This is a genomic window from uncultured Sphingomonas sp. (genome assembly GCF_964244265.1).
Taxonomy (GTDB): domain Bacteria; phylum Pseudomonadota; class Alphaproteobacteria; order Sphingomonadales; family Sphingomonadaceae; genus Sphingomonas.
The window spans coordinates 38,536-57,495 of sequence record NZ_CAXTHV010000023.1 but is presented as its reverse complement, the minus strand read 5'-3'; the positions used below and the strand labels follow the sequence as shown (position 1 = coordinate 57,495).

The window sequence follows — 18,960 nt, the reverse complement described above, 5'->3', positions numbered from 1 at the left end:
CCATGTGGCCGGCCATCTTCTTGTTCTTGAAGACCTTGCCCGGATCCTGGCGCTGACCGGTCGACCCGAGCGAGCGGTGCGAGACCGAAACACCGTGCGTCGCGCGCAGCCCGCCAAAGCCCCAGCGCTTCATGCCGCCGGCAAAACCCTTGCCCTGGGTGCGGCCCTGGATGTCGACCATCTGCCCGGCGACGAAATGGTCGGCCGACAATTCGGCGCCGACATCGAGGAGCGCATCCTCGGCGACGCGGAACTCGGCCAGATAGGCCTTGGGCTCGACCTCGGCCTTGCCGAAATGGCCGCGTTGCGGCTTGGCGACGTTCTTGGCCTTGGCAGTGCCGGCGCCAAGCTGGACGGCGGCATAGCCGTCACGATCGGTTTCGCGCACCGAAACGACCTGCACGCCTTCGAGCACCAGAACGGTGACCGGCACGTGGCGGCCGTCATCCTGGAACAAGCGGGTCATTCCCAGTTTCTTCGCGATCACGCCAGTGCGCATGACCTTGGCTCCCATCCAGAGGCACGCTGCGGACAATCCCGCAGCGTGCGTGCTCAGCCCATAGATTTCATATTGCGGCCCCGACCCGGGCTGGTGCTCCCCGCGTCAGCGGTGGAGCGTGTCGGGGGACGCAGACCCAAGCGGACTTGGCGGTATCCCTAATCTTTTACTTCCCCGGCAAAGGCCGGGGCCCGGTTGCGAACCATGCGGATGACCGCCGTCCTCAACCATGATCGCCTCGATACCGGACCCAGCCTTTGCCGGGGCGGCATCAGGGCCTGATTCGGAAGTGGGCTGCTACGCCAGCTTGATCTCGACGTCAACGCCGGCGGCGAGGTCGAGCTTCATCAACGCGTCGACGGTCTGCGGGGTCGGTTGCACGATGTCGAGCATGCGCTTGTAGGTGCGCGTCTCGAACTGCTCGCGCGACTTCTTGTCGATGTGCGGGCCACGGTTGACCGTGAACTTGTCGATGTGCGTCGGCAACGGGATAGGACCACGGATCAGCGCGCCGGTGCGACGGGCGGTGCTGGCGATGTCGCTGGCGGCCTGATCGAGCACGCGGTGATCGAACGCCTTCAGGCGAATGCGGATGTTGCTGTCCATGGTTCCTGCCAATGCGAAAGAGCGGGGCAGTTAACCCTTCCGGGGGCCACCTCTTGCTGGTTCAAACTCAAACTGAAGGCGCGCCACTACAGGGGCGGCACCCGGAGATCAACCCTTGCGCGCGAGTTTTTTAATAGCACTGCCTATCGTCAGGCTGTCGCGATGATCGTGGCGGAGCAATCAAGGTTTGAGATCACAGCGCGCGTTGTTCCAAACGACATACCGCCAAAGCCGTTTTTCGCTCGATAGCGCATCACGAGATTGTGCGTGCCATCGGAATTTACCGGCCCAATCAGCGTGCTGATATGTGCAAACGAATCCGGCTCGCGGAGTGTTTCTTTCAACCGCTCAACGGTGGATGCGTTTTCGCCGGAGCCATCTATGCACAGTTGGCCGTCCTTGTTGTCGATCATTCGCTGACGAGCGACGAGCGCCTGTTTAGCTGCGTATTGGGCTTCCTCCGCCTTGCGCTCTTGCGGCGACAGCGCGGCATATCGGTTCACGTCATGCATACCCAAGAACGCGAGGCCGATTGACGCCACACCCAGCACAATGACGGCGCCAAATATGATTTTAAATGCTTTCCCCATCGGCCAAATATCTATGGCTGGGGTTAAAATTTCATGCGGGACCAGTGACAAACCGGCAAGGAAATGGTCCGTCACCCCGGGCTTGACCCGGGGTCCCGCTTCTCCGGTGCTTAAGCCAGCGTGTCGAACAGATCGCGCCACTCGGGATTACCTCGTTCGATCAACGCAAATTTCCACTCTCGACGCCAGCGCTTGACCCGCTTCTCATGTGCGATCGCGTCCGTGATCGACGGCGCATGCTCGGCCCAGACCAGCCGATCCAACCCATAGCGCCGGCAGAAATCCGAGCCATCGCCGTTACGGTGCTGGTAGATGCGCGATGGCAAGTCCGAAGTGACGCCCACATACATCGTGCCGCGATAGCGATCCGCCATGATGTAAACCCAGCCGCCGGTGCGCCTCATCGGGCGATAGGAAGACTAGCGGGACCCCGGGTCAAGCCCGGGGTGACGAAGGATTGGCAACGCTCGCCCTCCCTACAAAGCAGAAAAGCCCGACCTCTCGCGAGGCCGGGCTTTCCGGTCGGTCCGTTGAACCGAAGCTTACTTGGTGATGCCCGAGACGATCCCCGAACCCACCGTGCGGCCACCCTCGCGGATGGTGAAGCGCTGGCCGACGTCCATGGCGATCGGCGCGATCAGCTTGACGCCGAGCGCGATGTTGTCGCCGGGCATCACCATCTCGGTGCCCTCGGGCAGCTCGACGGTGCCGGTCACGTCGGTCGTGCGAAAATAGAATTGCGGACGATAATTGGCAAAGAACGGCGTGTGACGGCCACCCTCGTCCTTCGACAGCACGTACACTTCCGATGCGAAGTCGGTGTGCGGCTTGATCGAGCCGGGCTTGCAGAGCACCTGGCCGCGCTCGACTTCTTCACGGCCCACGCCGCGGATCAATGCGCCGATATTGTCGCCGGCCTGACCCTGGTCAAGCAGCTTGCGGAACATCTCGACGCCGGTGACGACGGTCTTGCGGACGGTCGGGTGGATGCCGACGATCTCGACTTCCTCGCCAACCTTGACAATTCCGGTTTCGACACGCCCGGTGACGACCGTGCCGCGGCCCGAAATCGAGAACACGTCCTCGATCGGCATCATGAACGGCTTGTCGAGCGGACGCTCGGGCTGCGGCAGATATTCGTCGACCGCCTTCATCAACTCGAGCACGGCTTCCTGGCCGAGCTTGGCGTCCGACCCGCTGAGCGCGGCGGTCGCCGAGCCACGGATGATCGGGATGTTGTCGCCGTCAAACTCGTACTTCGAGAGCAGCTCGCGGATTTCCAGCTCGACGAGTTCAAGGATTTCCTCGTCGTCGACCAGATCGACCTTGTTCATGAACACGACCATCGTCGGCACGCCGACCTGGCGCGCGAGCAGGATGTGCTCGCGGGTCTGCGGCATCGGCCCGTCGGTCGCCGACACGACCAGGATCGCGCCGTCCATCTGGGCAGCACCGGTGATCATGTTCTTCACATAGTCGGCGTGACCCGGGCAATCGACGTGCGCATAATGGCGCGCCGTCGTCTCATACTCGACGTGCGCGGTCGAGATCGTGATGCCGCGCTCGCGCTCTTCGGGCGCCTTGTCGATGTTGGCGAAATCTACGGCGACGCCGCCGCTGGTATCGGCCAGAACCTTCGTGATCGCGGCCGTCAGCGACGTCTTGCCATGGTCGACGTGACCGATGGTGCCGATGTTGAGGTGCGGCTTGTTCCGCTCGAATTTTGCCTTCGCCATTGTCTTTCCTCTTGAGCGCGCCGCCACGTGCCGACGGGCCGCGGTTCATCGAAACTGTTGGTGGAACTGGGCCGTCCCCATACGCCAGAAGCCGGACGAGGCCGCCCGGTTGCTTGCGAAGGCGCGCCGATAGCGGAAGATTCGGTAAGGCGCTAGGGGTAATTGAGAAGGTTGGCCTGCGGCGCTGCCGTAAATTACGTACCGAATATGGTTGACCGGCGCGATGCGCCTGATCGAAAGCGCTTACGGGCGGTCGCAATGAATGCGGGTCAGCGGACCAGTTCGGCGCCATTTACAACCAAGCCGTTTACAGCCGTCGACAGCAGCGTATCGGCGAGCGGCACTTTCCGGCGTTCACGATATCCATTGCCCTGAGGCTGATCATGCATCAGCACGTGTCCTTCATTAACGTCGACCACCCAATATTCCGGAACGCCAGCGGCGGCGTAGAGATCCAACTTGCGGCCCGTGTCCCGGTCCAAGGTCGTATCGGCGACCTCGACGAGCAACGCGATCGACTCGACCGGTACAGCCCCCTTTCCCCGCCAGCGCGTCACGACGATGTCGGGTTCGGGCATGGTGTCGCCATTCAGATAAACCGCGACCTCGATTATCACCTCCAGGTCGCTGCCAATCTCTCGAAGACTCGTCGTCAGGGCAAATGCGAGACGAGACTTTGCGCGCGCATGGGGGCCATGCTGCGCCTTCAGGACGTAGATGTCCCCGTCGATCAGCTCGGTCTTGCCATAGTCGTCAAATGCGCCGTTATCATCGAGCAGCATGAAGTCCTCCACCCGCAACCCCAGCTTGCGGGGGCTGGTGAGGATGGGAGTGGATGCGTCCATGAGCGGAAATTACCGTAGTAACGGCATGTCGAAAAGTACCCGAAGAAGGGCGATCACTTGCTGGCGAGGCAATGCGAAAGTCCTTCAATCGTGAAAGCGGGCGTACAAGGCAGCAGTCTGGCCGCCGTTCGCGTGCCTTGCGCCACCGGCGCGCAATGGTGTTGCGCGCCTTGCTACAGTCAGGCCAGCTTGGCCTTTACCTCGTCCGCCACATTCGCCGGAACCTCGTCATAATGCGAGAATTGCATCGAGTAGCTCGCCCGCCCCTGGGTGAACGAGCGTAGCTGGTTGACATAGCCGAACATGTTGGCCAGCGGCACCATCGCCTCGACCGTCTGCGCGTTGCCGCGGCTGTCGGTGCCCTGGATCTGGCCGCGGCGGCTGTTCATGTCGCCGATGACGTCGCCCAGATAATCCTCAGGGGTGACGACCTCGACCTTCATGATCGGCTCCAGCAGCTTGATGCCCGCCTTCTGCGCCGCCTCGCGCATCGCGCCGCGCGCGCAGATTTCGAACGCCAGTGCCGAGGAGTCGACATCGTGATACGCGCCGTCGGTCAGGTGAACCTCGAAGTCGATGATCGGAAATCCGATCAGCGATCCAGTCTCGGCAGTCTCGCGGAATCCCTTCTCGACCGACGGGATAAACTCACGCGGAATATTGCCGCCCTTGATCTCGTCGAAGAACTGGTAGCCCGAGCCACGCTCGCCGGGAACCACGGTGGCCTTGACGCGGCCGAACTGGCCCGAGCCGCCCGACTGCTTCTTGTGCGTATAGTCGATGTCGACCTTCTTGCCGAGATACTCGCGATACGCCACCTGCGGCGCGCCGACGTTCGCCTCGACCTTGAACTCGCGCTTCATGCGGTCGACCAGGATCTCGAGGTGGAGCTCGCCCATCCCCTTGATGATGGTCTGGCCGCTCTCGGCGTCCGACGACACGCGGAACGACGGGTCCTCGCGCGCCAGGCGGTTGAGCGCGACGCCCATCTTCTCCTGGTCGGCCTTGGTCTTGGGCTCGACCGACAGCTCGATGACGGGGTCCGGAAACTCCATCCGCTCCAGGATGATCGGCGCGTTCTGCGCGCACAGCGTGTCGCCGGTGGTCGTGTCCTTCAGCCCGGCCAGCGCAACGATGTCGCCGGCGAACGCCTCGGTGATGTCCTCGCGCGAGTTGGCGTGCATCAGGAGCATCCGGCCGACCTTCTCCTTCTTGTCCTTGACCGAATTCTGAACCTGCGATGCGGCTTCCAGCTTGCCCGAATAGATGCGCGCGAAGGTCAGCGTGCCGACAAAGGGATCGTTCATGATCTTGAACGCCAGCGCGCTGAACGGCGCCTCGTCGGACGACGGCCGCTCGTCAGGCGTCACGCCGTCGAGCTTCAGGCCCTTGATCGCCGGCACATCGAGCGGGCTCGGCAGATAGTCGACCACGGCGTCGAGCAGCGGCTGCACGCCCTTGTTCTTGAACGCCGAGCCGCAGACGATCGGCACGAACGCCATCGCGAGCGTCCCCTTGCGGATCAGCTGCTTGAGGTCGGCGACGCTCGGCTCGTTGCCCTCGAGATACGCTTCCATCAGGTCGTCGTCGAGCTCGACGGCCATCTCGATCAGCTCGCTGCGATACTTGGCGGCCTTCTCGGTCATGTCCGCCGGGATGTCCTGATATTCGAACTTGGCGCCGAGGCTCTCCTCGAGCCAGATGACCGCCCGGTTCTCGACCAGGTCGACCAGCCCCTTGAATCCGCCCTCGATGCCGATCGGCAGGTACAGCACCGCCGGCCGCGCGCCGAGACGCTCGATGATCGAGGTGACGCAGTAGTAGAAGTCCGCGCCGGTGCGATCGAGCTTGTTGACGAAGCACATCCGCGGCACGCCGTACTTGTCGGCCTGGCGCCACACCGTCTCCGACTGCGGCTCGACGCCGGCGACGCCGTCGAAGCATGCGACCGCGCCGTCGAGCACGCGCAGCGACCGCTCGACCTCGATCGTGAAGTCGACATGGCCCGGCGTGTCGATGATGTTGATGCGGTGGTCGTTCCAGAAACAGGTCGTCGCGGCCGACGTGATCGTGATCCCGCGCTCCTGCTCCTGCTCCATCCAGTCCATCGTCGCGGTGCCCTCATGGACCTCGCCAATCTTGTAGGACTTGCCGGTATAATACAGGATTCGCTCGGTCGTGGTCGTCTTGCCGGCATCGATGTGGGCCATGATGCCGATGTTGCGATACATGTCGAGCGGATGGCTGCGGGCCATGTCTTGGTCCTTTGAACTTAGTTGAATTGGCGGCAACGGTTATTAGCTGAGAAACAGCTTAGCGAATGCGATGCCCGTGCCCAACAGGGCAGCACCGGCCAGCATGCCCTGAAAGGCAACCACCCAAGGCGCGAAACTAGTATCCTTCCGGAGCTTCGATTCCTCGGCCATCAGCTTCTTTTGTTCCGCAGTGAACTTTTCGGAATCTTCGATAGCGCGCAAGATACGAACTCGCTGCTCCTCGAAGTCGAAATTCTCTCGCGTTTGCGTCGCCATGGCCTTGCCTCCAATCGCTATATATCACTTACCAGCGATAATGCGAGAAGGCGCGGTTGGCTTCGGCCATGCGGTGCGTGTCTTCGCGCTTCTTCACCGCATTGCCGCGGTTGTTCGACGCGTCGAGCAGTTCGCCCGACAGCCGCGCATCCATCGTGTTCTCCGACCGCGCGCGCGCCGCCGAGATCAGCCAGCGGATCGCCAGCGCCTGCGCGCGCTCCGGGCGGACCTCGACCGGCACCTGGTAGGTCGCGCCGCCGACCCGGCGGCTGCGGACTTCGATACCCGGCTTGATGTTGTTGAGCGCGTCGTGGAACACGCCTAGCGGGTCCTTCTTGGCCCGGCTCTCGACGGTTTCGAACGCGGTATAGACGATGCCTTCGGCAACGGACTTCTTGCCGTCCATCATTACCGAATTCATGAACTTCGACAGCACCTCGTCCCCGTAGACAGGGTCAGGCAGGATTTCCCGCTTATCGGGACGACGACGACGAGCCATGGCTCACATTCCTTCCAGTCAACCAGCCCCATTTTCGTCACCCCGGCGGAAGCCGGGGCCGCATGCGGCCATATCACAACAGAGACCCGGAGGCCGGGACGACGGTTACTTCGGACGCTTGGCGCCGTACTTTGAACGCGACTGCTTGCGGTCCTTGACCCCTTGGGTGTCGAGCACGCCGCGCAGCACGTGGTACCGCACACCGGGCAGGTCGCGCACGCGCCCGCCGCGGATCAACACCACCGAATGCTCCTGGAGGTTGTGCCCTTCGCCGGGAATGTAGCTGATGACTTCGCGCTGGTTGGTCAGGCGAACCTTGGCCACCTTGCGCAGCGCCGAGTTCGGCTTTTTGGGCGTCGTCGTATAGACCCGGGTGCAGACGCCGCGCTTCTGCGGGTTCTGCTCCATCGCAGGGACCTTCGACTTGGCCTTCTGCGGGTCGCGGCCCTTGCGGACCAGCTGATTGATCGTCGGCATGAAGCCCTTCACCTTTATGTTACCAGGAGACCTGGCGGTTACTTTGCCGGGAGCCTTGGGAGAAAAACGAAAAGGGTCCGTGGGTGTCATGCGACCCCCGGGACCCGTGTCTTCCGGCAGCGTTCAGCTCTTGCCCCGCAGGCGACAATGCCTGTGGAGCGGGCGGGCCTATACCGGGCGAGCCGGAGGGGGTCAAGATAGCGGCGACACCGAGAAGCAACGCGACGCGGATCGGGGCCGACCGCTGCCGGCTGGGGCCAGCCACCCTATCCTTCACGCCGCGCCTCTTCAATCGCATCCAAGGCGTTGAGATAGCGGCGCGATCCTGCCCCCTTGACCATGGCCCATCGAACCTGGCGGCGTACCAGCTCTGCCTTGCTGCGCTCAAAGAAGGTACGGCGCAATTCGGGTGTGCCGAACTGCCGCGTGCCGTCGGCTTCCCAAGGCAGGTCGATGTCGAACAGCAGATAGAAGTCGGCGGCATTGTTCCACTGATCGAACCACGGATCGCGGCGGCCGAACAGCATGTCCGCCCATACCGCCGTCATCAGCGGATCGGTATCAAGGATCACCGGGAGCGCGCCCAGCGCCGGCGCCGCGCGGCTCTTGGCATCGTGGCCGCGCGCAATCTCGACCAGGTCGGCCATCGTCCAGTCGGTGCCGAACGCTTCGGTATAGGTGCGGCCGAACTCGGCGACGCTTGGCGTGCCGAAATGTCTCCCCAGCCGCGCGGCCATCGTCGACTTGCCGGTACTTTCGGGGCCATGGAGGCAGATCGTGCGCAGCGTCATGCGACCGCCGACCCTTGCGCCCGGCGCACGCGCCGCCACGCGACCAGGCCCCACACGGCCAGCACGAGATACACGCAATAGAGGATGATCGTCGGTCCCAGAGACTTGAGCGCGTAGAGCGGGATCGAGGCAACGTCGACCGCGATCCACAACACCCAGTTCTGCCATTTCCGGCGTGCCATCAACACCTGCGCGATGATGCTGGTGATGGCGATCGCCGCATCCGGCCAGGGATAGGACGCGTCGGTATAATGGTGCATCATCCAGCCCCAGCCGGCAATCGCCGCGGTGCCGCCAGCCAGCCAGCGGAGCACCTCAGGCATGGTCATCGCCTCGACCATAACGGCGCCGGTCTTCGTCCTGTTGCGCTGCCAGTTACGCCAGCCGTAAGCATTGACCACGATGAAGAAGATCTGGAGCAGCGCGTCGCTGTACAGCTTGGCGACGAAGAACACATAAGCGTACAGCGCGACCGAGGCGATGCCGAGCGGATAATTCCATACACTGCGCCCGACCACCAGCGCCACACACGCGACCCCGAGCAGGGCGGCGACGATCTCGATCAACGGCATCCCCCGCCCCTAGCCGCGCTTGCCCCGCCGCGCCAAGCAGCTAGGCTGTGCCAAACGGAGAGGGACATGCGCCACGTCGCGATCATCGGTTCGGGCCCGGCGGGCTATTATACCGCGGAGGCGTGCCAGAAGCAGATCGGCGACGCCGTCCGGATCGATATCATCGACCGGTTGCCGGTCCCCTATGGGCTGATCCGCACCGGGGTCGCGCCCGATCACCAATCGATCAAGGGGGTCAGCCGCCGCTACGAATCGACCGCGCTCAGCGGGAATGTCCGTTTCGTCGGCAACGTCACGGTCGGCCGGGACGTGACGATCGCCGAACTGACCTTGCTCTACGACGCGGTGGTGCTGGCGACCGGGGCGCCCGCCGACCGGCCGCTCGGCATTCCCGGCGACGACCTGCCGGGCGTGATCGGATCGGCGGCGTTCGTCGGCTGGTATAACGGCCATCCCGACTTCGCCGCGCTCGGTCCCGCGCTGGACGGGCCCGGCGCGGTCGTGGTCGGCGCGGGCAATGTCGCGCTCGACGTCGCACGCATCCTGGCAAAGACCGGCGAGGAGTTCGTCGGCTCGGACATTGTCGGGCATGCGCTCGACGCATTGGACACCGCACGCCATGAGATTATCACCATCCTGGCGCGGCGCGGACCCCACCAGATCGCGATGACGCCCAAGGAACTGGGCGAGCTGGGTCATCTGTCACGCGCCGCGCCGCGCGTGGATCCCGCCGACCTGCCGCCCCAGGCCGACGATGCCGGGCTCGATCCGGGGCTGCGCAAGTCGGTCGCCCATCTGCGCGCTTTCGCCGCGGCGCATCAGGATAGGCCGATCGTCATTGACTTCGATTTCTTTGCAATGCCAGTCGCGGTCGAGGGCGACGGGCGGGTCGAGCGCGTCATCGTCGAACGCACCGCCATCGATGCCGATGGGCGCGTGTGCGGCACCGGAGGGACCTACGCGATTCCCGCCGCCCTCGTCGTCAGCTGCATCGGCTATCGCACCCCGCCGATCGACGGCGTGCCCTATGACCACGGGCTGGGCCGTTTCGCCAATGACGAGGGGCGCGTCGGCGGCGGGCTGTACGCGGTCGGCTGGGCCCGGCGCGGACCGACGGGGACGATCGGCACCAACCGCCCCGACGGCTTCATGATCGCCGAGCACATCGCCGCCGACACCATCGACGCCAGCGGCAAGCCCGGCGGCCACGGGCTTGACGCGCTGCTAGGTACGCGCGGCGTGCAAATCGTCACCTTCCGCGACTGGCAACGGATCGAGGCGGCCGAGATCGCCGCCGCGCGCACCGGCGCGCCGCGCGAAAAATTCACCGCGATCGAGGCGATGCTGGCGGCGCGAGGCGGGGTCGCCTGAGCGCTTGAAGTGTCGCGATCTGCTGATATAAGCCGCCGCCTGCCAGCCCGGTGGCGTCGCTCGCGACCAGCCGGCGCAGCCTCGGTCGGGGAATAGCTCAGCCTGGTAGAGCACTGCCTTCGGGAGGCAGGGGCCGGAGGTTCGAATCCTCTTTCCCCGACCAAAATCAATGACTTATGGTTCATCTAGACAGCGCTCCGAAGTTCAGAACGAACCTTGTCAGCTTCATTGAAGACGGTTTCGACAGCAGCTGCGACCCCGCGTAGGTATTCCGGGTAGTACTTCACCTGCCGATGCGCAGCCCGATCCACAGGGTGCGCGGCGTGCCGAGATCGATCGATCCGCCCTGGTTGCGGGTGACCACGGTCGCGCCCAGAACGTTTTCCGCGCGCGCGACCACCGCCACGCCGCGCGTGACCGGCAGCCGGGCGACGAGGTCGATCGTCGCCGCGGCGGGTAGCAGATCGGTCTGCAGGTCATCCTCATATTGGTCGCCGACATAGCGCGCGGTGGCCGACAGCAGGGCGCCCGCTCGCGGCATCCAGGACAGGGTCGCGCTCGCCGCGTGGCGCGGGCTCTGCGCGGGATGGAGGCCGTCGAACGGCTGGCCCGGCGCGCGGACCCGGCTGTCGCTCAGGGCATAGGAGCCGGCGAGTTCGACATTGCCGCGCCGCCAGGTCAGGCCGGCCTCGATGCCGCGCGCCGCGATCGCGCGGACATTGTCGCGCCGCCGCAGGTTGGCGCCGATCGTGACATTGGCGATCGCATCGCCGAGCCGGTTGTAAAAAGCGGTCAGCGCCAGCGTGACGCCCCGGACCGGCCTCAGGTCGATACCGCCCTCGACCCCTTGCAGCCGTTCGGGCGCCAGCGCGGCATTGGCCTGCGTCACGATCGGGAAGACCGTGAACGGACGGTAGAGTTCGTTGAGCGTCGGCAGGCGATAGCCGGTATAGCCGGCCACCCTCAGGTCGGCGGCGCCCAGCCGCAGCAATGCGCCCGCCCGCCCGGTCGCCTCGCTGCCCGAGCGATCGGTAAAGCCCGTGGTCGTGGTCGGCGCGCCGGCCGCATTGCTCTCACGGAAGAACCCGCCGGTGATCGTCCAGCGATCGATCCGTGCATCGCCGGTCAGTACCAGACGCCCCAGCGTCCAGTCGTCCTCGACGAAGGCGCCGACCATGGCCTGCCGCCCGCCGGCGTTGCGCCGCGCGGTCACCGCGCCCGAGGCAGCATAGGCATCCTCGAAGAGCTCGCCCGATGCGCGACGCAGATCGCCACCCAACCGCAGGACATGACCCGCCCCGACCGGCGGGCGCAGCTCGATCTTGCCGCCGATCCCGGTCGCGGGGGTGTTGCGCTGATCCAGCGTCAGCCGGAAGGTCGTCGCGCTGATCACCTTGTTGGTGAAGTTGCGCGCCTGGAGATAGGCGATCGCATCGACCTGCCAACGTCCCCGCGCCACCAGCCGGACGCTGGCATCCTGCCCTTCCGACCGTGAATCGGCACCGCGAAAACGCAACGTACGATCGTCGCCGAACAGCAGCATGCGCATTTGCAGCTCGACATCGCGACCGACCGGTATCACCGCGCGCGCGCTGGTCGACCAGTCTCGATAGCGCGCGGGCACCGTCGCCGCGACGCGCTGGCCGGGGGCCGTGGTCTGAAACCCGTCGCCGCGCTCGTAGCGCGCCGACAGCGTCGCAAAGCCGCTGCCCAGCGTGGGCGACAGGCTGGCCGAGACGCTCTGCGCGTCGCGGCTGCCATAGGATATCTCGCCCGCCGCCGGCGGCAGGTCGGCGCGGCCGGCGCTGACCAGCTCGATCGTGCCGGCGACCGCCCCCGACCCGAACGGTCCCGCCCCGCCGCCACGGGTCACGCGCACCGCCGCCAGCCGGTCGGGCGCCAGCGCGTTGAAGGGAATATAGCCAAAGAAGGGATCGGCGATCGGCACGCCGTCGAGCAGCACCAGCGTCCGGCTGGTGGCATTGCCGCCCAGCGCGCGCAATGTCGCGCCTTGCGCCGACGGATTGGCCGATCGGCTGTCGGACCGACGAAATTGCTGAAAGCCGGCAACATCGGCCAGCACGTCCTCGACTCGGCCCGACGCGTCGTTGGCAAGCCGCGCGCGGTCGATCACCGTCGCGCCATAAGCCGGCGTGCCGGGTGGCAGGTCGAGCCCGCGGCCGAGCACGACGATATCGCCGCGATCGGCATCGGGCGGCACGGTCTGGGCCCGCGCCGGCACGGGAGCGATGACCGCCGCAAGCATGGCTAGGGCAAGCCCGGGGGAAACAGTTCGCCCGCGGCTCGCCTCAGCCATCGGCGAGCGCCTGCCGCCCCAGCAGGATCGCGCCGAGCGGTCCGGCATCCGCTCCCAGCTCGGCGGGAACGATGAACGCATCGAGATCGCCGAGCAGCGCCCGGTCGCCATAATCGCCAAGGCTGGCGTCGAGCATCTCCCGCACCAGCGGCAGCAGGGCGAGCGCGCCCAGCGCCACGCCCCCGCCGAACACGATCCGGCGCGGTATCCCGGTCAGGACCAGCAGGTGGCACAGCTGCGCCAGCGGGTGCGCGACCAGCGCCCAGGCCGGCCATTCGGCCGGCAGAGCGTCGGCCCGCCGCCCGGTGCGCGCGGCGATCGCCGGGCCGGACGCTAGCCCCTCGCAGCAGGCGCCATGGAACGGGCAATTGCCCGGCCAGTCGTCCCCTTCCCTGCGCACCGGACGGAAGTGACCAAGCTCCTGATGCGTCAGCCCGACCACCGGGCGCGCGCTGGCGACCAGGCCGACGCCGACGCCGGTGCCGATGGTGACATAAGCGTGGTCGGCCAGCTGCCTGCTCGCGCCCCATTCGCCCTCGGCCAAAGCGGCGCCGACGACGTCGGTCTGGAACCCGACAGGCACCCCGAAGCGGCGCTCGATCCGGCCGGCGACGTCGGTGCCGGCCCAGCCCGGCTTGGGCGTCGCGGTAATCCAGCCATAATCGGGGCTTGCGCGATCGATCGCGATCGGGCCGAAGCTCGCAATGCCGATGGCGTCGATCCCGCACCACCCGGCGACGGTGTCTTCGATCGCCGCCAGCGTGGTGTCGGGATCGGTGGTCGCAATTCTAACGCGTTCGGCGATCTTGCCCTCGAAAGTGGCGAGCATGCAGATGCATTTGGTGCCGCCGAGCTCGATTCCAGCGATCATTTCCCCGCCATTGCCAGCAACCGCTCGGCCTGAACCAGGTGCAGCGCCTCGACCATCCTGCCGTCGATCTGGACCACCCCGCCCCCGCCGGCGGCAAAGGCGGCGCGGACCTTGCGCGCCCAGGCGATATCATTCGCATCGGGCGAGAAGGCCCGGTTGCACGCGTCGATCTGGCGCGGGTGGATCAGTGACTTGCCGTCATAGCCCATTGCCGCCGCCGCCGCGCATTCGTCCGCCAGGCGCGCCTCATCGGTAAAATCGTTGCACACACCGTCGAGCGCGACCAGACCGCGCGATCGCGCCGCGGCCAGCATGCCGGCCTGGATCGGCGCCAGCCACGCCCGCGCCGCCCCCGGCCGCGCGCCGAGTTCGAGCGCCAGGTCGTTGACCCCGAGCACGAACCCGGCAAGGCGGCCGTCGCGCGCGGTGTCCGCAATGTCCTGGGCGCGGGCGACGCCCTGGCACGTCTCGATCATCACCCACAATTGAGTCTCGCCACCCAGGCGCTCGGCATAGGGCGCGATGTCGCTTGCGGCGCGCACCTTCGGCGCCAGCACCGCCGTCGCACCGCAATCGCCGACCGCCGCCAGATCGCCGGCACCCCAGTCGCTGTCGAGCGCGTTGATGCGTATTACCAGCGCGCGGTCGCCAAAGCTTTCGACGGCGGCTACCGCCGCTGCGCGCGCGGCGGTCTTGGCATCGGGTGCTACGGCGTCCTCCAGGTCGAGGATGATCGCGTCGGCGGGCAGGTCATGTGCCTTGGCGATCGCGCGGGGGTTGCTGGCAGGCAGGAACAAGGCGCTGCGGCAAGGACGGGTCGGGGTCATATGCCTTCCTAGCCGCAACCCTCCGCCGGCGACAACGCCCGCCGCCCGGCGTGAGACAGGGGCGCGGGGGACAGAACACGTGAGACAGGGGCAAACGCACCGTTTCATCCCGGCACCGTCTCACCTATGACACGCGCGTGACCAAGTTCACCGTCAACAACCAGCCGGTCGAATATCTGATGGATCCGGCGACCCCCCTGTTGTGGGCGTTGCGCGATGCCTCCAACCTGACCGGCACCAAATATGGCTGCGGCACCGGGCATTGCGGCGCCTGCACGGTGGATATCGACGGCGCCGCGCGGCGGTCGTGCATGGTCGCGATCGGCGCGATCGAGGGCAGCTTCGTCACGACGATCGAGGGCCTGTCGCGCGACCGCAGCCACCCGCTGCAAAGCGCCTTCCTGGCCGACAACGTCTCGCAATGCGGCTATTGTCTTCCCGGCATGGTAATGGCGGCGGCGGCCCTGCTGCGCGCGGTGCCGGCGCCGTCGGAAGAACAGATCCGCCGCACCGTGACCAATCTGTGCCGGTGCGGCATCTATCCGCGGCTGGTCGAATCGATCCAGCGCGCTGCCCGCATCCAGCGCGGCGACGAGGCGGTGGCCGGCGGGCCCCGGCCGGGAATCGACCGGGGCGAGGCCGCCAGGACAGTGCCGGCGCTGAAACCATGACGGCAACGCTCTGGCTTGGCTGAAAGCTTTCGCTTTGCTGACTGGACAGTTCAGCCATCGCTCAGCACGAATCAGCGACAAGCGCGTTATCGATGGGCCGGATCGTGTGCCGGCAAGTGGAGAGTAGATGATGCGCAAGGCAATTCTCATCGCGCTGATGGCGGCCGCGGCAGTGATGCCGGCCATGGCCTTGGCGCAGGACGACGACCGCGGCGGACGTCGCCGCGGCGGTGATTCGGCGTCGGGCCAGCCGCGGGGCGGCAATGGCGGCGGGCCGGGCCGCCGTGGCGAGCGTACCGGCGGCACCGGCAATGGCGGCGGCTATACGCCACAGGCGACGCCGGCGCCCAGCCCCGCGCCCCAGGCGCGCGCCCAGGGCGACGACCAGGCGCGGGCCGGCTTGCGCTATCGCGACGGCCGTGGCGGCCCGGGCGGGGGGCCCCAGGCCCAGGCCGGCAATGGCGGCGGCTATACCCCCGCGCCAACACCGGGCTATGACGCCCAGGCACAGGCTCAGGCCCGTGCGCAGGCCGAGGCACGCGCACGGTATCGCGGCAACGGCGGCGGCGCCGGCCGGATCGACAATCGCGGCGGCGGCAATGGCGGCCAGCCCGGTGCGACGCCCCAGGCCTATCGCGACGATCAGCGCGGCGGCGGGTATGATCGACGCGGCGGCGGCTACAATCCGCGCGGCGGCGGCTTCGACCAGCGCGGCGGCGGGTACAATCCGCGCGGGGGCGGCTATGACCAGCGCGGCGGCGGCAACGATCGCGGCGCGTGGAATCGCGGCTGGCGCGGATCGAACCAATATGATTGGCAGCGTTATCGGTCGTCGAACCGCAATGCCTATCGCCTGCCCCGCTATTACGCGCCTTATGGCTGGAGCTACGGCTATCGCCGTTTCGGCATCGGGTCGCTGCTGAACCAGGTGCTGTTCGCCGAGAGCTACTGGCTCGACGATGCCTATGATTATCGCCTGCCGCCGGCTTACGGCCCCTATCGCTGGGTGCGTTACTATAATGACGCGCTGCTGGTCGACATCGAAACCGGTGAAGTCGTCGACGTGGTATACGACATCTTCTGGTAAGCCGCTCGTCCCAAGGGTCCGGAGTCAAATCCGGGCCCTTGCCTTTTGCGGCGGGCGCGCGAAACAGGCGCGATGTTCGGCAGCAGGCAGAAATCGGGAGGCGCCTCCAAGGAGCGCGCGCGGATCGGGCGCGACGTGGCGGCGCGGCTGGCGGCCAATCCGCGCGTCCATCCCGCGATGGTCGGCGCGGCACAGGCCTTTTATCACCAGGACTTCCTGACCCCCGATCAATGCGACCATGTCATCGCGCTGATCGAGTCGAACCGCCGCCCATCGACGCTGCTCGCCGAGCGCGAAGAGCCCGGCTTTCGCACCAGCGAAAGCTGCGACATGGACCGCTATTCACCCGACGTCGCGCCGATCGACACGTCGATCGCCGAATTGCTGGGCATCGACCCCAGGCATGGCGAGACGATGCAGGGCCAGCGTTACGCCCCCGGCCAGCATTTTCGCGCGCACCATGATTTCTTCCATGAAACGCAGGGCTATTGGCCGAAGATGAAGGCGACCGGCGGCCAGCGGACCTGGACCGCGATGATCTTCCTCAACGACGTCGCGGAAGGCGGCGCGACCTGGTTCCCCCAGGCGGGGCTGCGCGTCGCCCCGCGCCGTGGGCTGTTATTCGCCTGGAACAACATGGGCGAGGACGGCCGTCCCAACCCCCTGACGCTGCACGAAGGCATGCCGGTGATCGAGGGCGTCAAGTACATCGTCACCAAATGGTTCCGCGAGGGCAATTGGATCGACCGCTACTGAGGGTCCGTTTGGAACTCGCGAAACAGCGAGTTTCGTTGCGGTGCCGGCCCGCTTCCCCTCGCAATTCATGGCTTTGCGTCCTAGGGCGCGGGGATGGACAATGTCGTCGGCGTTTCCAGTTCGATCCTGGGCCGGGCGTGGCGCTGGCGCGCGCTGGCCGCCGATGCGCGGGACCCCGGCTTTCGCCCCGACGATCTGGTCGCGCAATTGCTGCTCGCGCGCGGCTGCCCGCGCGAGGATCTGGCGGCGCACCGCGCGCCCAGCATCCGCGACTTCATGCCCGACCCCTCGATCCTTCGCGACATGGACCGCGCCGCGGAGCGCCTCGCCGATGCGGTGATCGCGCGCGAGGCGGTGACGGTGTTCGGTGACTATGACGTCGATGGCGCGACCTCGGCAGCCTTGATGATCCGCCTGTTGCGGGACCTCGGCCTCGCGCCGCGCGCCTATATTCCGGATCGGCTGATGGAAGGGTATGGCCCCTCGGGCGAAGCATTGGTCGGGATCGCGCGAGGCGGTGCCGACCTGATCGTCACGGTCGATTGCGGGGCACAGGCGTTCGATGCGCTCGCCATGGCCCGCGATGCCGGGGTCGACGTGATCGTCGTGGACCATCACCAATGCGCCGCCGCCCTTCCCCACGCCGTGGCGCTGGTCAATCCCAACCGGCTCGACGCCGGCGCGGGCGCCGCGCACGGCTATCTGGCGGCGGTCGGCGTCGCCTTCCTGCTCGGCGCGGCGCTGCTGCGGACGCTGCGCGGGCGGGGGTATTTCGCGGATCGTGCCGAGCCGCGGCTGCTCGACCTGCTCGACCTGGTCGCCTTGGGCACCGTCGCCGACGTCGCCCAGCTGCGCGGGCTCAACCGCGCGTTCGTCGCCCAGGGCCTGAAGGTCATGGCACAGCGCCGCAACATCGGCCTGGCCGCGCTGGTCGAGGCATCGCGGCTGACCCGCGCGCCGACCTGCCGCGACCTCGGCTTCGCGCTGGGGCCGAGGATCAATGCCGGCGGGCGGGTCGGGCGCGCCGACCTCGGCGTCCGGCTGCTGACCACCGACAATGCCGCCGAAGCGCGGATGCTGGCGGCCGAACTCGACCGCCTGAACGAGGAACGCCGCGCCATCGAGGCGCTGGTGCAGGACGAGGCCGAGCGCCAGCCGCACGGCGCCGGCGTCGCTGTCATCGCCGGACGCGGCTGGCATCCCGGCGTGATCGGCATCGTCGCCGGACGCCTGAAGGAGCGGCTGGGCCGCCCGGTGATCGTCGTCGCGATCGACGAAGCGGGGATCGGCAAGGGATCGGGCCGGTCGATCGCCGGCGTGGACCTGGGCGCGGCGGTGCTCGCCGCCCGGGAGGCCGGGCTGCTGATCGCCGGCGGCGGGCACGCCATGGCCGCCGGCCTGACGATCGCGGCGGACCGGCTGGCCGAGTTTGCCGCCTTTGTCGACGATCGGCTGGCCCCCGCCATCGCCCGCGCCAATGCCGATCGCGCGCTGCTGGTCGATGCGTTGCTCGCGCCCGGCGGGGTCACGCCCGATCTGTGCGAAGCGATGGCAGGGGGCGGCCCCTATGGCATGGGCTGGCCGTCACCGCGCATCGTCGCCGGGCCGTTTCGCGCGGTCAAGGTCGACATCGTCGGCAACGGCCATGTCCGCGCGATCATGGCCGGCGACGACGGCCGCAGCCTGAAGGCGATGGCCTTTCGCCAGGCCGACAGCGATCTCGGCCAGGCGCTGCTCGGCGCGCCGCGTGACCGGCGACTGTGGCTGGCCGGCGAACCCCGGGTCGACGACTGGGCATCGCGCCCCGCCGCCGAGCTACATTTGTGCGACGCGGCCTGGGCCGACTAACCGGCCGCGCGACACCTTGACCATCGCCCGGGGTTTCCGTAACCGCTCGGGTCTCGCGCGCAGATG

General features: G+C 66.9%; 20 protein-coding genes and 1 tRNA gene. 6 read left to right on the top strand and 15 right to left on the bottom strand.

Going from position 1 to position 18,960, the window contains the following annotated elements; genetic code table 11:
- From rplC to pnuC, 12 genes are all read right to left on the bottom strand, one after another.
- Positions 1–499: 50S ribosomal protein L3 (gene rplC / locus ACFE7K_RS10805; protein WP_375398197.1), on the bottom strand; the 499-nt coding region annotated here is incomplete at its 3' end.
- A gap of 297 nt (positions 500–796) precedes the next feature.
- Positions 797–1,105, bottom strand: coding sequence for a 30S ribosomal protein S10 (gene rpsJ / locus ACFE7K_RS10800; RefSeq protein ID WP_375398196.1), 309 nt, complete (start codon positions 1,103–1,105; stop codon positions 797–799).
- Positions 1,106–1,254: 149 nt separating this feature from the next.
- Complete coding sequence (locus ACFE7K_RS10795) at positions 1,255–1,770, bottom strand: hypothetical protein (protein ID WP_375398195.1); 516 nt, start codon at positions 1,768–1,770, stop codon at positions 1,255–1,257.
- Positions 1,771–1,805: 35 nt separating this feature from the next.
- Positions 1,806–2,099, bottom strand: a complete 294-nt coding sequence (locus tag ACFE7K_RS10790) for a GIY-YIG nuclease family protein (protein ID WP_375398194.1) — start codon at positions 2,097–2,099, stop codon at positions 1,806–1,808.
- A gap of 138 nt (positions 2,100–2,237) precedes the next feature.
- The gene (gene tuf / locus ACFE7K_RS10785; protein ID WP_375398193.1) at positions 2,238–3,431 is read right to left on the bottom strand and encodes an elongation factor Tu; all 1,194 of its coding nucleotides are present in this window, start codon (positions 3,429–3,431) and stop codon (positions 2,238–2,240) included.
- Positions 3,432–3,700: 269 nt separating this feature from the next.
- Complete coding sequence (locus ACFE7K_RS10780) at positions 3,701–4,276, bottom strand: Uma2 family endonuclease (RefSeq protein WP_375398192.1); 576 nt, start codon at positions 4,274–4,276, stop codon at positions 3,701–3,703.
- A gap of 179 nt (positions 4,277–4,455) precedes the next feature.
- A complete protein-coding gene (fusA, locus tag ACFE7K_RS10775; RefSeq protein WP_375398191.1) occupies positions 4,456–6,531 on the bottom strand; it encodes an elongation factor G in 2,076 nt (691 codons plus the stop codon).
- Positions 6,532–6,573: 42 nt separating this feature from the next.
- Entirely contained in the window at positions 6,574–6,807 is a 234-nt protein-coding gene (locus ACFE7K_RS10770; RefSeq protein ID WP_375398190.1) for a hypothetical protein, read from the bottom strand.
- 28 nt (positions 6,808–6,835) lie between these two features.
- On the bottom strand, positions 6,836–7,306 hold the full coding sequence (gene rpsG / locus ACFE7K_RS10765; RefSeq protein WP_375398189.1) for a 30S ribosomal protein S7: 471 nt from the start codon (positions 7,304–7,306) through the stop codon (positions 6,836–6,838).
- 105 nt (positions 7,307–7,411) lie between these two features.
- The gene (gene rpsL / locus ACFE7K_RS10760) at positions 7,412–7,783 is read right to left on the bottom strand and encodes a 30S ribosomal protein S12 (RefSeq protein ID WP_022691828.1); all 372 of its coding nucleotides are present in this window, start codon (positions 7,781–7,783) and stop codon (positions 7,412–7,414) included.
- Between the two features lie 266 nt (positions 7,784–8,049).
- The gene (locus ACFE7K_RS10755) at positions 8,050–8,574 is read right to left on the bottom strand and encodes an AAA family ATPase (protein ID WP_375398188.1); all 525 of its coding nucleotides are present in this window, start codon (positions 8,572–8,574) and stop codon (positions 8,050–8,052) included.
- On the bottom strand, positions 8,571–9,146 hold the full coding sequence (pnuC, locus tag ACFE7K_RS10750) for a nicotinamide riboside transporter PnuC (protein WP_375398187.1): 576 nt from the start codon (positions 9,144–9,146) through the stop codon (positions 8,571–8,573). The genes ACFE7K_RS10755 and pnuC overlap by 4 nt, the downstream gene beginning before the upstream one ends.
- 66 nt (positions 9,147–9,212) lie before the next feature.
- Between pnuC and ACFE7K_RS10745 the strand changes: the two genes are divergently transcribed.
- Both ACFE7K_RS10745 and ACFE7K_RS10740 read left to right on the top strand, forming a co-directional pair.
- Positions 9,213–10,517, top strand: a complete 1,305-nt coding sequence (locus ACFE7K_RS10745) for an FAD-dependent oxidoreductase (RefSeq protein WP_375398186.1) — start codon at positions 9,213–9,215, stop codon at positions 10,515–10,517.
- Between the two features lie 86 nt (positions 10,518–10,603).
- Positions 10,604–10,680: transfer RNA gene (locus tag ACFE7K_RS10740), tRNA-Pro, on the top strand.
- 120 nt (positions 10,681–10,800) lie between these two features.
- Here ACFE7K_RS10740 and ACFE7K_RS10735 read toward each other — a convergent pair.
- The 3 genes from ACFE7K_RS10735 to ACFE7K_RS10725 are packed head-to-tail and all read right to left on the bottom strand — an operon-like array spanning position 10,801 to position 14,532.
- Entirely contained in the window at positions 10,801–12,783 is a 1,983-nt protein-coding gene (locus tag ACFE7K_RS10735; RefSeq protein WP_375398185.1) for a TonB-dependent receptor, read from the bottom strand.
- 43 nt (positions 12,784–12,826) lie between these two features.
- Positions 12,827–13,705, bottom strand: coding sequence for an ROK family protein (locus tag ACFE7K_RS10730; RefSeq protein ID WP_375398184.1), 879 nt, complete (start codon positions 13,703–13,705; stop codon positions 12,827–12,829).
- On the bottom strand, positions 13,702–14,532 hold the full coding sequence (locus ACFE7K_RS10725) for an HpcH/HpaI aldolase/citrate lyase family protein (RefSeq protein WP_375398183.1): 831 nt from the start codon (positions 14,530–14,532) through the stop codon (positions 13,702–13,704). Before ACFE7K_RS10725 ends, ACFE7K_RS10730 begins: the two co-directional genes overlap by 4 nt.
- Positions 14,533–14,669: 137 nt before the next feature.
- Here ACFE7K_RS10725 and ACFE7K_RS10720 point away from each other — a divergent pair, with 137 nt between their 5' ends.
- The 4 genes from ACFE7K_RS10720 to recJ all read left to right on the top strand — a co-directional run bounded on the left by ACFE7K_RS10720 (position 14,670) and on the right by recJ (position 18,894).
- Positions 14,670–15,203 carry a (2Fe-2S)-binding protein gene (locus ACFE7K_RS10720; RefSeq protein ID WP_375398182.1) on the top strand — a complete coding sequence of 178 codons (534 nt, stop codon included), beginning with the start codon at positions 14,670–14,672 and terminating at the stop codon, positions 15,201–15,203.
- Positions 15,204–15,330: 127 nt separating this feature from the next.
- Complete coding sequence (locus ACFE7K_RS10715; RefSeq protein WP_375398181.1) at positions 15,331–16,290, top strand: RcnB family protein; 960 nt, start codon at positions 15,331–15,333, stop codon at positions 16,288–16,290.
- A 72-nt stretch (positions 16,291–16,362) separates the two neighbouring features.
- Positions 16,363–17,046, top strand: coding sequence for a prolyl hydroxylase family protein (locus tag ACFE7K_RS10710; protein WP_375398180.1), 684 nt, complete (start codon positions 16,363–16,365; stop codon positions 17,044–17,046).
- Positions 17,047–17,139: 93 nt separating this feature from the next.
- A complete protein-coding gene (recJ, locus tag ACFE7K_RS10705; protein WP_375398179.1) occupies positions 17,140–18,894 on the top strand; it encodes a single-stranded-DNA-specific exonuclease RecJ in 1,755 nt (584 codons plus the stop codon).
- The last annotated feature ends 66 nt before the right edge of the window (positions 18,895–18,960 follow it).